We start from the raw sequence: 14,861 nt of genomic DNA, 5'->3' as shown, positions 1-14,861 counted from the left end.
TCCGCTAGCTGTTTGTCCATTGTGGCTTACGCTTTTGCAAGAAGGCGTTTACACCCTCAGTCTGATCTTGTGTATTGAACAACTGCAAGAACAGTTCACGCTCCGAGACCAATCCGGCCGCGTGAGTTTGGCTGCGTCGACCTTGAATGAGCGTTTTGCACGCAGACACGGATTTCGGCGATTGGCCAGCAACACGCTGTGCAAGTACTATCGCCGCTTCTAGTGCTTGGCCTTTCGCCACCACTTCTTCGACTAAACCAATTTTTTCCGCTCGCTCGGCCGTCACTCGTTCGCCACACAGAATCATACGCTTCGCCCAACCTTCACCTACCAACGCGGTCAGGTTTTGCGTTCCGCCCGCGCAAGGCAACAAGCCGACCGATGCTTCAGGAAGTGCCATTTGTACTTGTTCTTCTGCGATGCGAATGTCACACGCCATCGCCACTTCCAGACCACCACCCATCGCATAGCCATTAACCGCTGCGATAGAAACTCCATCGAATGCAGACAGCGCTTCAAACGCTTCACCAAATGCGAACGCCATATCTGCTGCTTGTGATTTATCACCCGATGCAAAGTTGTTGAGATCCGCTCCAGCAGAAAAGAATTTCTCGCCTTCGCCCGTCAGTACCAACGCATAAATAGAGCCATCATTACTCAGTTCTATCGCCAGCTCTTTAAGTTGATTGAGAGATTCAAGCGTCCAAGTATTGGCAGGTGGATTACTAATCGTCAGCTTAGCAATGTGTGCCTCGCGCTCTAATTTGATCTGTGCCGTCATATTCTTTCAGTCCTTTTTAATTTCTTTAGGTAAGGCTGCGTCTCTCTGACTAAAGCAGCTCAACGCCTTCCGTTAGTAATCGTCTTGCGACGATCAGACGCATGATTTCGTTGGTGCCTTCAAGAATTTGGTGAACACGAACGTCTCGGAAATGGCGCTCGACTGGATATTCTTTGATGTAGCCATAGCCACCGTGAATTTGAAGCGCCTGATCGCAGACTTTAAAGCCAACATCAGTAGCAAAGCGTTTTGCCATGGCACAGTACGCGCTTTTTTCTGTATGTTGCGCATCGAGTTTAGCGGCAGCAAGTCGCACCATTTGACGCGCGGCAACCAGCTCAGTCGCCATATCGGCCAACTTGAATTGCAGGGCTTGGAATTGCGCCAGTGAACGTCCGAACTGTTTGCGTTCTGTCATGTATTGTTTGGCTTCGTTCAGTGCTTGTTGTGCCGTGCCGACGGAACAAGTAGCGATGTTGATTCGGCCGCCATCCAGACCAAGCATGGCGAACTTAAAGCCTTCGCCCTCTTCACCCAACAGATAGTCAGCCGGAATGCGGACATTTTCAAAGGTGATCATGCGCGTTGGTTGGCAGTTCCAACCCATTTTGGCTTCTTTCTTACCGTAGCTAATACCTTCGCAATCAGCAGGAACAACGAATGCAGAAACACCACCCGCCCCTTCGCCGCATGAACGCGCCATCACGACCAATACATCTGTATCACCCGCGCCAGAGATAAACACTTTTGCGCCATTCAGGACAAACTCATCGCCGTCACGCACTGCACTTGTCGTCAGTGAAGCGGCATCAGAGCCGGCATTAGGTTCGGTTAAGCAGTAGGAAGCGAGCTTTTCACCCGAAATTAGATCCGCGCTAAATTGTTGCGCCACTTCCGCTTTGGCAAAGCTGGTGATCATCCACGTCGCCATGTTGTGAATGGTCATAAACGCAGTAGTCGCGGTACAACCCATAGCCAACTGCTCGAAAATGATCGCCGCATCCAAACGAGACAATCCCAAACCACCATGCTCTGGCGGTGTATAGATGCTCAAAAAGCCAAGCTCACCCGCTTGACGCAGTACATCTTTAGGGAAGTGATGGTTTTCATCCCACTCGGCCGCATGCGGCGCTAACATTTGGTCTGCAAACTGCTTTGCTACTTCGGCAAACGCGAGTTGATCTTCGTTTAATTCAAAATCCATCTTGAAGTCCTAAGGTCTAATTCGTTGCATTTGTATCCGAGCCAAGCCCTCTAAAGGGTTGAAGGGCTTGGCTAGAGGTATCGCTACTTCTGTGACTAGCTCAATTGAATGGTCATGTTTGGGCCGCTTGGAATGTCATCTTCAAACCAACGCGCGGTGACGGTTTTCGTCTCGGTGTAGAAGCGAACCGCCTGTTTTCCATAAGCATGCAAATCGCCATAGAAGCTGCCTTTCCAACCCGTAAATGAGAAGAACGGTAATGGCACAGGAATCGGCACGTTGATGCCTACGTTACCCACTTCGATATTGTGTTGATACTTTCTCGCGGCAGCGCCGTTCGCCGTGAAAATAGACGTACCATTACCAAAGCGGTTTGCATTGATCAGTTCAATCGCTTCATCTAGGTCATCCACTTCCATAGTTAACAGTACAGGCCCGAAAATTTCTTCCTGATAAATCGACATGTCTGTGGTCACGTTGGTAAACAGTGTTGGCCCCACCCAGTTACCGTTCGGGAAGCCAGGTACCTGGCAATCTGTCCCGTCCAGAACACAATTCGCGCCTGACGCTTTGCCTTCATTAATCAGATTCACCACTCGCTGCTTCGCTTGAGGGCTAATCAGCGGACCATAACCGGCGGTTTCATCATCCCATGCGCCAGGCTGAACCTGAGCTAACGCCTCTTTAAGCTCTGGAATCCATTCTTTGGTTTCGCCTACAAATACGGCAACCGAAATCGCCATACAGCGTTGGCCTGCAGCACCAACTGACGCGCCAACTAGGTTATTGATGACTTGCTGTTTGTTTGCATCCGGCATGATGACCATGTGGTTCTTAGCACCTGCAAATGACTGCACGCGTTTCAGGTTGTCTGTACCTGTTTTGTAGATGTACTCACCAATTGGCACAGAGCCAACAAAAGAGATCGCACGAACGACTGGATCAGTCAGAATGCGGTCGACTTGCTCTTTGGTACCGTGAACAACTTGCAATACGCCTTTTGGTGCGCCAGCTTGTTCAAACAGCTCCGCCAGTTTCATTGCCGTTAGTGGCACTTGCTCTGACGGCTTCAAAATAAAGGTGTTGCCACAAGCGATCGCCATCGGGAACATCCACAATGGGATCATCGCAGGGAAGTTAAACGGTGTAATGCCAGCACAAACGCCGAGCGGTTGAATGTAAGAGTAACCATTAATATTGGTCGCGACGTTTTCCACCGTTTCGCCCATCATTGAGCTACAAATGTTTGCAGCTTGCTCTACCACTTCAATTCCGCGCCAAATGTCACCCTTTGCATCCGCGAGGGTTTTGCCTGTCTCACTTGAAAGCAGTATCGCCAACTCATCGTGTTGCTCTTTTAGCAAATGTTGGTAGCGCAGCATCAATCTAGCACGCTCCGGCGCTGCAACTTCTTTCCAGCGTTTGAACGTTTCTGTTGCGCTGGCAATCGCCGCATTCATTTCTGATTCCGTGGCACAAGGTACTTGCGCAATCACTTCGTTGGTTGCCGGGTTAGTTACATCTAGCCATTGTTTTGAGTCGGAGATGGCAAATTCACCACCGATATACTGCTTTACTTGTTCTGTCATGATGACATCCTTGTATTTTTCAGCTTGTTACTGACTACTGTTATGTAAGTGAAACTTTGTTGAGAATGAATTAGCAGATTTCAATCGCGATTGCGGTAGCCTCGCCGCCGCCAATACAAAGCGATGCAACGCCACGTTTACCGCCTGTTTGTTTAAGAGCGTGAATCAAAGTCACGAGGATTCGGTTACCACTCGCACCAATTGGATGCCCCAACGCACAAGCGCCGCCGCGAGGGTTCACTTTGCTCTCGTCCAATTCGAGTGCTTTCACCGCGTATTGAGCGACAACGGCAAAGGCTTCATTGATTTCCCAAAGGTCCACGTCTGATTTGTCCCAGCCCGTTTTTTCCAGCAGCGTTTCAATCGCGAATACGGGTGCGATGGTGAACTCATCAGGCTGTCTTGCATGCGTGCTGTACGCGACAATTTTGGCTAGAGGTTGAACGTTTTCCTGACGGCCAAATTCACTATCAACCAATACCATTGCCGATGCACCATCAGAAATAGAACTTGAGTTGGCTGCCGTTACGCCGCCATCTTTGGCAAACGCAGGTCGTAAGGTGGGAATTTTAGTGACGTCGAGTTTGCTCGGTTGCTCATCGTCTACCACCAAGGTTTCGTCGCGTCGATTTTTTACGTTAACAGGCACGATCTCTTCTTTGAACAAACCTTGCTCAATCGCTTGCTGCGCACGAGTCACCGACTGCTGTGCCCAGATATCCATACTTTCACGGCTGAATTGGTACTTTTGCGCGGTTTGTTCGGCAAAGGCACCCATCAATTCGCCTTGGTAGGCATCCTGCAAACCGTCATAAAACATGTGATCAAGCACTTGCTCGTGACCTAAACGGAAACCATCACGCGCTTTCTTAAGTAGATAAGGAGAAGAGGACATGTTTTCCATACCGCCAGCGATAACCGCGTGCGCGTTACCAGATTGAATAATATCATGTGCCAGCATGACGGTTTTCATACCCGAACCACAGACTTTATTCAGTGTCGTACAACCGATCGATTTTGGCATTTCTGCTTTAAGACTTGCTTGTCTTGCTGGCGCTTGCCCCACGCCGGCGGGTAAAACGCATCCCATCAACACTTCGTCTATTTTTTGCACATCGAGTTGGCTTTCGGCTAGTGCCCCTTGGATGGCTTTCGCACCGAGTTCCGTGACATCTGTTGAAGCTAATGCACCTTGAAAAGAGCCGATAGGCGTTCGCTTAGCGGCAACAATCCATGTTTCATTTTTCATTCCATTAACCTTTTGTTGACGTTTACGTCATAACTATACTAACATTTACGTTAACGTCAAGTTTGAGGTTATTGTTTGTTCGAGTAACTATTTTATTTCGAGTAAATGCGAGTGATATCAAGGCTCAAGAGTGGATGTTGTTTATTTACTTTAACGTTAACGAATTGTATATTCGTATGAATGTTATACGAAAGTCGTAAGGTTAAGGAATGAACACATTTAAGATCAGCGAGCTCGCGAAAGAGTTCGACATTACTACCCGAAGTATTCGCTTCTACGAAGATTTAGGTCTCCTAACTCCAGAACGTAAAGGCAACACACGAATCTACAATGGTCGCGATCGAATTCGACTAAAACTGATTTTGCGAGGTAAGCGATTGGGCTTTTCTCTTGCAGATATCAAAGAGTTATTTGAACTCTACGATACCGATCAAAGTACTGAGCAGTTGAACTATATGATTCGGTTGATCGAAGAGAAGAAGGCAGCATTGCAACAGCAAGCAAACGACATTCAAGCGGTAATGATGGAGTTAAACGCGGCACAGTTGCGATGCCAAAACACACTGAGATCCATGAAAGGCGAAAAAGTCACCTAACACCTCAACTCTGGGATGTAGGTGACGTAAAGGCAAGGACACGCAATGAAATCTACCTACTCTTCCCTGAACTTTGTTTATGACGAAAATACCGATTTGCTTCGCGAGCAAATCAATAGTTTTGCTGCAAGAGAAATTGCGCCGCTAGCGCAATCTATCGACCAATCTAACGACTTTCCAAACCATCTTTGGTCCAAACTGGGTGACATGGGTCTTTTAGGTGTGACCACCAGCGAAGAGTTTGGTGGTGCGAACATGGGTTATCTCGCCCACGTTATCGCTATGGAAGAAATCAGTCGAGCATCCGCTTCGGTTGCGTTAAGTTACGGCGCTCACTCCAATCTTTGTGTCAACCAAATCCACCGCAACGGCACACAAGCACAAAAAGAAAAATACCTACCAAAACTCATCTCCGGTGAACATATCGGTGCCCTTGCCATGAGTGAACCCGGTGCAGGCTCAGATGTGGTCTCTATGCAGCTTAAAGCGGAACGTAAAGGCGATATATTCCTGCTAAATGGCAACAAAATGTGGATCACTAACGGCCCAGATGCGCACACCTATGTTGTCTACGCCAAAACCGACCCAAGCCAGCACTCCAAAGGCATCACGGCCTTTATCGTAGAACGCGGATTCCCTGGATTTACTCAAGCACAAAAACTCGACAAGTTGGGCATGCGCGGCTCGAATACGTGTGAGCTGGTCTTCCAAAACTGCGAAGTCCCTGCGGACAATATTCTCGGCAAAGAAAACCAAGGCGTGAAAGTGTTGATGAGCGGTTTGGACTACGAACGCGTGGTGCTTGCCGGTGGCCCGCTTGGCATTATGCAGGCGTGTATGGATATCGTTGTGCCTTACATTCACGACCGTAAACAGTTTGGCAAATCCATCGGTGAATTCCAGCTAGTTCAAGCAAAAATTGCGGATATGTACACACAAATGAATGCCGCTAAAGCGTATGTTTACGCCGTCGCTGCCGCTTGTGATCGTGGTGAAACCACCCGTAAAGATTCTGCTGGCGCGATCCTCTACAGCGCAGAGCTGGCAACCAAGATGGCACTGGATGCGATTCAACTACTTGGCGGTAACGGCTACATCAACGAGTTTGATACGGGCCGTTTGTTGCGAGATGCCAAGCTGTATGAAATCGGTGCGGGCACTTCAGAAATTCGCCGCATGCTTATTGGTCGCGAATTGTTTAACGAAAGCGCCTAATAATCTGTCCAGGCGTTCTGACTAAAAAACATTTTCTTACTCAACCTAAATAAAGACGGGGTTTGTCACCCGTCTACCGAATGGAGATCGGCTATTTATGGCTTGTTTGACGACCAATATTAATACCCATTCAGAGCAGTATCAGGAAAACTACCGCTCTATGGCGTCGCTTGTGGATCAACTTTATACCGTGACTGCCCAAATAGAAGATGGTGGCGGTGAGAAAGCCCGCGAGCATCAGCAGAAGAAAGGCAAACTTCCGGTACGCGAGCGTATTCTTGCCCTACTCGACCCTGGTTCATCCTTTCTAGAAGTTGGTCAGTTTGCTGGCTGGGATGTGTATCCAGATTACGTTCCATGCGCTGGCGTGGTTGCTGGCGTGGGTGTAATAGACGGCACCGAGTGTATGATCGTTGCCAACGACGTGACGGTAAAAGGCGGTAGTTACTACCCGCTCACGGTTAAAAAGCACTTACGCGCACAGGAAATCGCAGAGAAGTGTCAGTTGCCTTGTGTTTACTTGGTCGACTCTGGCGGTGCTAACCTACCCCGCCAAGATGAAGTCTTCCCTGATAAAGACCACTTCGGACGTATTTTCTACAACCAAGCTCGAATGTCAGCCAAGGGCATCCCGCAAATTGCAGTGGTCATGGGGCTATGTACCGCTGGCGGGGCGTACGTTCCTGCCATGTGTGATGTTTCCATCATAGTCAAAGAGCAAGGCACGATCTTCTTAGCGGGCCCTCCTCTGGTAAAAGCAGCAACAGGGGAAGAAGTCAGCGCGGAAGATCTTGGTGGCGCAGACGTTCACTGCCGTACGTCTGGCGTAGCCGACTATTATGCAGAAAATGATCACCACGCGTTAGAGCTGGCAAGACAAGCGGTCTCTCAAATCAACCACTTGAAACCCGTCCAACTCAAGCAAAAAGCGCCACAGGAACCACGCTTTACTGCGCAAGAGCTGTACGGAATCGTCGGAACCGATCTTAAAAAGCCGTTTGATGTTAAAGAGGTCATTGCCCGAATTATTGATGATTCACAATTTGATGAATTTAAAGCCTTGTTCGGTGAAACCTTGGTCTGTGGCTTTGCCCATATTCACGGCATGCCGATTGGCATTGTCGCTAACAACGGCATTCTATTTTCGGAATCGGCACAGAAAGGTGCGCATTTTATTGAGCTGTGCGCACAGCGCAAAATTCCTCTGCTATTTTTGCAGAACATCACTGGCTTTATGGTCGGCCAGAAGTACGAAGCCGAAGGCATCGCCAAGCATGGCGCGAAAATGGTGACCGCTGTTGCGTGTGCAGACGTACCGAAGTTTACCGTGGTTATAGGTGGATCGTATGGTGCAGGTAACTACGGTATGTGTGGCCGAGCTTATGACCCAACCATGATGTGGATGTGGCCAAACGCACGCATCTCCGTAATGGGTGGAGAGCAAGCGGCTGGCGTGATGGCGCAAGTGACCCGCGATATCAAAACGCGCAAAGGTGAAAGCTGGAGCGTAGAGGAAGAAGAAGCGTTCAAACGTCCAATTGCGGAGCAATATCAAGTCCAAAGCCACTCTTATTACGCCAGTGCGCGACTGTGGGACGACGGCATTATTGATCCCGCTAAAACTCGCGATGTTGTCGGCATTGCTCTGTCTGCTGCACTCAATGCGCCAATACCAGACAGTAAGTTTGGCATCTTCCGTATGTAGTCGGATACAAAGCAACCCTTAACTCCTCGCGAATACCGATGTTTATACAAATAACGGCTAGCGAGTATTGGAATAGAGACTGAAATGTCAGACAAAGGAAGTCACATGACCGGACTACTGCTTGAAAAAGACAGCAATGGCGTTGCCTGGTTGAGCCTCAATCGACCAGAGAAACACAACGCGTTTGATGATGAATTGATTGCTTCACTTATCGAAGCTTTGGAACAACTTGAGCAAGACGACTCTCTACGCGCGTTGGTACTCACTGCGCAAGGAAAACACTTTTCTGCCGGTGCGGATCTTGGCTGGATGCAGTCAATGGCCACCAAAACAGAGAGTGAAAACCTGCAAGACGCACAGCAACTAGCAAAACTTTTGCATACGCTGGATACCTTTAGCAAACCAACCATTGCTATGGTGCACGGCGCTGCATTTGGCGGCGCACTTGGGCTTATCTGCTGCTGCGATATCGCAATCGGTACACCTGAAAGTCGCTTCTGTTTGAGTGAAGTGAAGCTCGGTTTATTACCCGCTACCATCGGACCTTACGTAATCCGAGCGATTGGACAACGACAAAGCCGACGCTACTTTTTAACCGCGGAACTGATCGATGCCGAAACCGCGCTATCGATGAATATTCTTCATCAGATCGACTCTCAACCACGTGAAGCTGTCAATCGCACCATTGATCACCTGCTCAACAACGGTCCACAAGCCATGCAGGCAGCAAAAACGCTCTGCTTACGTTGTGATAGCCAACCTATCGATCACTCATTAATTAAATACACCAGCCAAGCGATTGCAACCGCCCGCGTGTCCAGCGAAGGACAGGAAGGACTGAGTGCATTTTTTGAAAAGCGCGCCGCCAATTGGAGGAATCATGTTTAAAAGAATACTGATCGCAAACCGCGGTGAAATTGCATGCCGAATTATTAAAACCGCAAAAAGCATGGCTATAGAGACGGTTGCCGTCTATTCCGAAGCGGATCGAAGCAGCTTACATGTAAAACAGGCGGATTTTGCTGAATTTATTGGCTCTGCTCCGGCGAGTGAATCGTATCTTGATATCGATGCGATTATTGGCGCTGCGAAAAAATGGCAAGCTGATGCTATCCACCCCGGGTATGGTTTTCTTTCCGAGAACCCAAAACTAGCCAAAGCGTGCAGCGAAAATGGCATTGTATTTATTGGCCCTTCCACCAGCGCAATTGAAGCAATGGGTTCGAAGTCGCAAGCCAAAGCCATCATGTCAGAGGCGAACGTGCCCTTGGTTCCGGGCTATCACGGCACAGACAACAGCGTTGAGCACTTATTGGCTGAAGCAGAAAAAATCGGTTACCCAGTGATGCTTAAAGCAACACAAGGTGGTGGCGGTAAAGGCATGCGAGTGGTCAACAGTGCAGCCGAAATGCCGTTGGCCATCGACGGTGCGCAGCGTGAAGCGCTTTCAAGTTTTGGCGACAAGCAGCTTCTTATCGAAAAATGTATTTTGCAGCCGCGCCACGTTGAAGTTCAGGTGTTTGCTGACCAGCATGGCAACTGTGTTTACCTGTCTGACCGCGACTGTTCCATTCAGCGTCGTCACCAAAAAGTAGTCGAAGAAGCACCTGCACCCGGTCTTAGTGATGAACTGCGTAAACAAATGGGTGAAGCCGCGGTTCAGGCCGCGCAAGCAATAGACTACGTTGGCGCTGGTACGGTTGAATTCTTGCTCGATAGCCGAGGTCATTTCTACTTCATGGAAATGAATACCCGTCTGCAAGTTGAACACCCTGTCACTGAATTGATCACCGGCGTTGATTTGGTTGAATGGCAATTCAAAGTTGCGGCTGGCGAGCATTTACCGATCTCGCAATCCGAAATCACTCATAACGGTCACTCAATCGAGCTGAGAATTTACGCCGAAGATGCAGACAATGACTTTATGCCGTCGACTGGATGCATTGATTATTTACAAGAACCCATCACGGACAACAATGTTCGACTAGCTTGTGTGCGTGTTGATAGCGGTGTTACCCAAGGCGATACCATTAGCGAATACTACGATCCTATGATCAGCAAACTGATCGTCTGGGGCCAAACACGTGATATCGCGCTCAAACAGCTTAAACAGGCCTTAACTCAATATCACGTGCGTGGAGTGACAACAAACATTGGTTATCTGCACAGCATTATTTCGCAGCCAGCCTTTGCCAATAGCGAACTTGATACCGACTTCCTAGTTAAACATCAGCAAGGCATTAGCGCTCAGCAAAATGTGTCAGATTCTATCTGGCTAACGTTGGCGGCGGTTGCTCGCTGGAATGCTCTCACTGCTAAATCAGGCAGCTCAACGTTACCCGCCCCAACCGCACAAGGTTTTAGGCTGTCGGTTGACAACGTCTATCGATTTAACTTCACGGATGCCAATGCCAACCATCATGTACGTTTGCAACAATCATCGCAAGATACAGGTTCTCACTTCACTGTCCGATGCGGCGAGGAGTTGCATCAGGTCATCCTGCTTGAAAGTGGCAACCAGTTTATCGTCGATATTGATAATGTGCGTTACACCTTTAATGCACTTAGCGACGAACAAAAGACAACGCTGTTTTATCTTGGTCAGCAACGTACGTTCGCTCATCAACCAAGTTTTGAATCACCAAAAGGCAAAGACGACGAACTTAGTCCAACCGCGCCACTGAACGGTGTGATCTCGGCGGTCATGGTGAATAAGGGAGACGAAGTAGCGGCTGGCGATCCGCTGTTAGTGCTCGAAGCGATGAAGATGGAGTACACCATCACGGCTCCGGTAGCAGCAACCGTTGATGAAGTGTTTTATCAGCACGGAGACCAAGTACAACACGGTTCCATCCTGCTGCATTTGGCTTCTACGCCAGAAAGTGGTTGTGCCGATAAGGAGCGCGAATATGCTACCAGCGAAGGTTAATATCGTCGAAGTTGGTGCGCGTGATGGCTTGCAGAATGAAACGGCAGTGACGCTGGTTGATAAAATCCGTTTGATCAATCTGCTAAGCAACAGTGGCTTAAAGCACATTGAAGCAGGCTCTTTCGTCTCGCCGAAATGGGTACCTCAAATGGCCGATTCCGCTCAGGTGTTTGCGGGGATCACTCAGCAACCGAACGTGGTTTATAGTGCGCTCACACCAAATCTCGCAGGGTTAGAACGAGCGCTGGAAAGTGGCGTAAAACAAATTGCGGTATTTGGCTCCGCTTCAGAAGCGTTCAGCCAGAAGAACATCAACTGCAGCATTGCCGAAAGCCTCTCTCGCTTTGAGCCCGTGATCGAGCTCGCAAAGCAACACAACATTCCTGTGCGTGGGTATTTATCCTGCACCATGGTTTGCCCCTACGAGGGAGAAATAAAACCAGAGCAAACCACAGCGGTAGCGAATGTGCTTTTTGATATGGGATGCTATGAAATATCTCTGGGCGATACTGTCGGTAAAGCAACGCCCAATCGCGTTATCGCCATGCTGGATTCGCTGTTAACACAACTGCCAAAAGACGCGCTCGCGGTACATTTTCATGACACCTATGGACAAGCTTTGGCCAATATTTACCAAGCCTTGTTAATGGGCATCAACACCATTGATAGTGCGGTTGCTGGTTTGGGCGGCTGCCCTTACGCGAAAGGTGCCAGTGGCAATGTTGCAACGGAAGATGTGCTTTATCTTTGTGAGCAACTTGGGATTGAAACGGAGATTGATCTCAACATCATCAATGAAGCGGGTTGGCAAATTTGCCATGCATTAGGTAAACGTCCGTCTTCCAAAGTAGCACTCGCTTTGGGTGACCCAAACAGCTTGTAAATTGCTCAACCCACGATACACAACTACAAACGAGCATGTTTAATAACGTGCTCGTTTTTTTGAGCCGATTTAATCTAACTGAAACACTAAACAGAGGCGTGCTTTTCCTCTGCAAGGGTATGGCATCCCCACTTCGCGATCATATTAAGCAAATCACTTTTCTGAACTGGTTTTGTCAGGTAATCATCCATACCTAATGCGATACTTTTTTGTTGCTGCTCTTGCATCGCATGTGCGGAAAACGCAACGATTGGACACCAAGGAAACGCACCACTTTCCTGTAACTCACGAATGTCTTTTGTCACGCCAAAACCATCTTTGTTTGGCATAGAAATATCGGTAATCACCAAGTCCGGAGAAAGCTGTTTATAAAGTTCAACGGCTTCAACACCATCTTCCGCCAACGTCAGTTTAACACCTGTGTCTTGCAACATTTTTTCAATCAATATTCGATTGATATGGCTGTCTTCTGCGACTAATAGGTGCAGGCTAGAAAAGTCAGGGTTCTCATCTGAGGAAAGTTCTCGACGCTTTTGTGTCTTAGTAGAAAACAGAGCTTGCAGTTTATGCTGCGTGACCGGTTGCGGCAATAAACGATCCCGCTCGCACGACCATGCCTGCCCTTCCTCCATCACGCAAGGTGCAAGGAACAGTACCCGTTTGGCGGCGGATTCTGTCGCATCAAGCTCATAGAGCGCATCTCTATCTTGAGCATTGTTTACACTCGCGAGGATACGATCAAAACCATCCAATTTTTTACCCAAAGACTGCGCAGTTGACCAATCGTTGGCATGAGTAACTTCAATGCCAATCTCTTGAGTTAAATGTATCAAGTGTTGCACGCGCGGTTGATAATCATCAATCAACAAAAGTCGATTTGCACTCAGCTCTATCGGTTCGGAAAGAAGCTGACTTTGCTTAGGCAACTGCAAACTAAAGCTAAAACACGACCCTTTGCCAAAATCCGAATGCACACAAAGCTCGCCGTTGTACATGCTGATCAAACGCTTTGAGATTGCCAACCCCAAGCCTGTACCTTCATGGCGTCTTGTCGCGGAGGTATCGACCTGCTCAAACTTATCCATAATATGAGCCAATCGATCTTCGGGAATACCAATGCCCGTATCACTCACGGAAAAATCAAAACCGAGCTCACTTTCTCTGACTTTGAGTAGCACATGGCCTTCATCTGTGAATTTCACCGCATTACCGATCAAGTTAAGCAAGATTTGATTAATCCGACCTTTATCGCCGACCACGACCGTATTCATAGACAATGGCATATCAACCAACAACTTAAGGTTCTTTTTATCCGCCTGATAGGCACACAAAGCGGTGCAACTCTCGACGAGTGAACGCAAGTCAAAATCCTCTTCAACTAACGTCAACTTGCCCGCTTCTACTTTGCTGTAGTCGAGGATGTCGTTAATGATCGTCACAAGGTTGTTGGCAGATTTGTGCAGCAAGAGTAATAACTCCCTTGGCTCTCGACGGTTTTCGTTCTCAAGCAATATCTCGCTGATCCCCATGATCGCGTTCATTGGGGTACGAATCTCATGGCTCATGTTCGCCAAAAATTCCGATTTGGCTTGCATCGCCTTTTTCGATTTATCTAAAGCAGACGACAGACGCCTCTCCATCCTGCGCCTGTCGGTGATGTCACGCTCTACCGCAATAAAACGTAACAGCCCGCCATCTTCATCAAACACAGGAGAGAGCTCCAACTCGACCCAATACGGGTGCTTCGACTTGGTGTAGTTGAGTATTTCAACCCTAATAGGAGAGTGCTTACGGACACTTTTTGAGAGCAATGCCACCGTATTTGGGTCTGTGTCTGGCCCTTGGAGTAACTCGCCCGGCGATTTGCCAATAACTTCTTCCAACGTATATTCGGTTAGCTGTTCAAACGCAGGGTTTACCCATGCAATAGTGCCGTCAGGGTGAGTAATGATAATGGTATCACGCGCATGTTCTGCAACCTCAGCAAGCTGCGATATTTTGGCCGATAACTGTTGCTGGGTTTGATGCTCTTGCTGAAGTTTAGTTTGCGCTTGAGCTAAAGAGCGTGACATTTGGTTAAACGCTTCGCCAACACGTGTAACTTCGTCATTGCCTGAAATCGAAATTTGAGAACCCGGACCTTGCTGTGAAACCTTGATTACCCCAGTACGAAGAAGATCGAGCCGCTTCATCAAATAGCTACCGAGAGCATACGAAAACATGGCCACCAGCGACATTTCAATAAAGGCGATAACCAAACTTGCATGAGTCGCAAATGAAAGAACTTGATGTACATGTTCAACATTCACACCCATTTCAACCTTACCGAAAGTCTGCTCTCCAAGAGTAATCTCTTGCGCAACATCGTAAACTCCATCGGTCACATCAAACGGTCTCACACCAGTATCAACACCGCTGTAATCCCCCTGTAGCGTCAGCTCGACGCCATCTTGATTAACAATACGAATATAAGCCAGCTCGTGCTCACTCACGACAGAACGAGCAAAACTGTCTAGATAGGCTAAGTCCGTCGCAATCACCGCATCTCTCGACGCCTGAGCAAATACACTCACCAAGTGTTGGCTCCCAACCTCGAGGCTAGTCTCGTTGGAACTTTCCAACCAATTAAGCCCACTAATGATGAGTACACCGAGCGCAAGGGCCTCAATAAGAGCAATGCCAAGTATCGTTTTCGAACGCAGCGTCATAG

The 14,861-nt window shown here is 48.4% G+C and carries 11 protein-coding genes; 6 read left to right on the top strand and 5 right to left on the bottom strand.

Annotated elements, in window-relative coordinates; translation table 11 throughout:
• Positions 1–4: 4 nt before the first annotated feature.
• The 4 genes from LIX84_RS02450 to LIX84_RS02435 form a co-directional block, all read right to left on the bottom strand.
• Entirely contained in the window at positions 5–781 is a 777-nt protein-coding gene (locus tag LIX84_RS02450) for an enoyl-CoA hydratase (RefSeq protein ID WP_226420529.1), read from the bottom strand.
• Between the two features lie 49 nt (positions 782–830).
• Positions 831–1,985 (bottom strand): acyl-CoA dehydrogenase family protein, encoded by a 1,155-nt coding sequence (locus LIX84_RS02445; protein ID WP_226420528.1) that lies wholly within the window; start codon positions 1,983–1,985, stop codon positions 831–833.
• Positions 1,986–2,080: 95 nt separating this feature from the next.
• A complete protein-coding gene (locus LIX84_RS02440) occupies positions 2,081–3,574 on the bottom strand; it encodes a CoA-acylating methylmalonate-semialdehyde dehydrogenase (RefSeq protein ID WP_226420527.1) in 1,494 nt (497 codons plus the stop codon).
• A gap of 70 nt (positions 3,575–3,644) precedes the next feature.
• Positions 3,645–4,823 (bottom strand): thiolase family protein, encoded by a 1,179-nt coding sequence (locus tag LIX84_RS02435; RefSeq protein WP_226420526.1) that lies wholly within the window; start codon positions 4,821–4,823, stop codon positions 3,645–3,647.
• Positions 4,824–5,032: 209 nt separating this feature from the next.
• Here LIX84_RS02435 and LIX84_RS02430 point away from each other — a divergent pair, with 209 nt between their 5' ends.
• The 6 genes from LIX84_RS02430 (at position 5,033) to LIX84_RS02405 (ending at position 12,151) form a co-directional block, all read left to right on the top strand.
• Positions 5,033–5,419, top strand: coding sequence for a MerR family transcriptional regulator (locus LIX84_RS02430; protein ID WP_005373242.1), 387 nt, complete (start codon positions 5,033–5,035; stop codon positions 5,417–5,419).
• A gap of 45 nt (positions 5,420–5,464) precedes the next feature.
• Positions 5,465–6,634 carry an isovaleryl-CoA dehydrogenase gene (locus tag LIX84_RS02425; RefSeq protein WP_074190552.1) on the top strand — a complete coding sequence of 390 codons (1,170 nt, stop codon included), beginning with the start codon at positions 5,465–5,467 and terminating at the stop codon, positions 6,632–6,634.
• Positions 6,635–6,731: 97 nt separating this feature from the next.
• A complete protein-coding gene (locus LIX84_RS02420) occupies positions 6,732–8,339 on the top strand; it encodes a carboxyl transferase domain-containing protein (RefSeq protein ID WP_226420525.1) in 1,608 nt (535 codons plus the stop codon).
• 105 nt (positions 8,340–8,444) lie between these two features.
• The gene (locus LIX84_RS02415) at positions 8,445–9,227 is read left to right on the top strand and encodes an enoyl-CoA hydratase-related protein (protein ID WP_226420524.1); all 783 of its coding nucleotides are present in this window, start codon (positions 8,445–8,447) and stop codon (positions 9,225–9,227) included.
• The gene (locus LIX84_RS02410) at positions 9,220–11,268 is read left to right on the top strand and encodes an acetyl/propionyl/methylcrotonyl-CoA carboxylase subunit alpha (protein WP_226420523.1); all 2,049 of its coding nucleotides are present in this window, start codon (positions 9,220–9,222) and stop codon (positions 11,266–11,268) included. Before LIX84_RS02415 ends, LIX84_RS02410 begins: the two co-directional genes overlap by 8 nt.
• On the top strand, positions 11,249–12,151 hold the full coding sequence (locus LIX84_RS02405) for a hydroxymethylglutaryl-CoA lyase (protein ID WP_226420522.1): 903 nt from the start codon (positions 11,249–11,251) through the stop codon (positions 12,149–12,151). The genes LIX84_RS02410 and LIX84_RS02405 overlap by 20 nt, the downstream gene beginning before the upstream one ends.
• An 86-nt stretch (positions 12,152–12,237) precedes the next feature.
• On the opposite strand, the gene LIX84_RS02400 is transcribed toward LIX84_RS02405, so the two are convergent.
• A complete protein-coding gene (locus LIX84_RS02400) occupies positions 12,238–14,859 on the bottom strand; it encodes an ATP-binding protein (protein WP_226420521.1) in 2,622 nt (873 codons plus the stop codon).
• Positions 14,860–14,861 lie beyond the last annotated feature (2 nt).

This window comes from Vibrio sp. E14 (assembly GCF_020515785.1).
Lineage (GTDB): Bacteria > Pseudomonadota > Gammaproteobacteria > Enterobacterales > Vibrionaceae > Vibrio > Vibrio diabolicus.
The sequence above is the reverse complement of the archived record's forward strand: the minus strand, read 5'-3'. Positions and strand labels throughout refer to the sequence as shown.